The organism is Pseudoalteromonas sp. P1-7a (assembly GCF_001401855.1).
GTDB lineage: Bacteria > Pseudomonadota > Gammaproteobacteria > Enterobacterales > Alteromonadaceae > Pseudoalteromonas.
Genome location: NZ_LKDU01000188.1, coordinates 1 through 203 on the forward strand (window position 1 = coordinate 1; position 203 = coordinate 203).

Here is a 203-nt window from a genome sequence, read left to right on the forward strand (position 1 = left end):
TGTACAAGTGCCGTGGTTTCAACTTGGTTTGTGCCATCACTGATGATCACCGTCACGGTTTGACCGTCTTCCACATCGCTTACCGTGCCGCGCACGACCATGGCGGCGCTTTCTCCGTTACCATTAATCACGCCGTCGGCGGTTTTATCAATGCTGGTTGTGATCGCTGCGGTGTTATCAAGTTCAACTGTATCCTCAGCTGT

The 203-nt window shown here is 52.2% G+C and carries 1 protein-coding gene; it reads right to left on the bottom strand.

Going from position 1 to position 203, the window contains the following annotated elements:
- On the bottom strand, positions 1-203 hold a 203-nt coding region (locus AN389_RS20515), incomplete at both ends, for a hypothetical protein (RefSeq protein ID WP_160318658.1).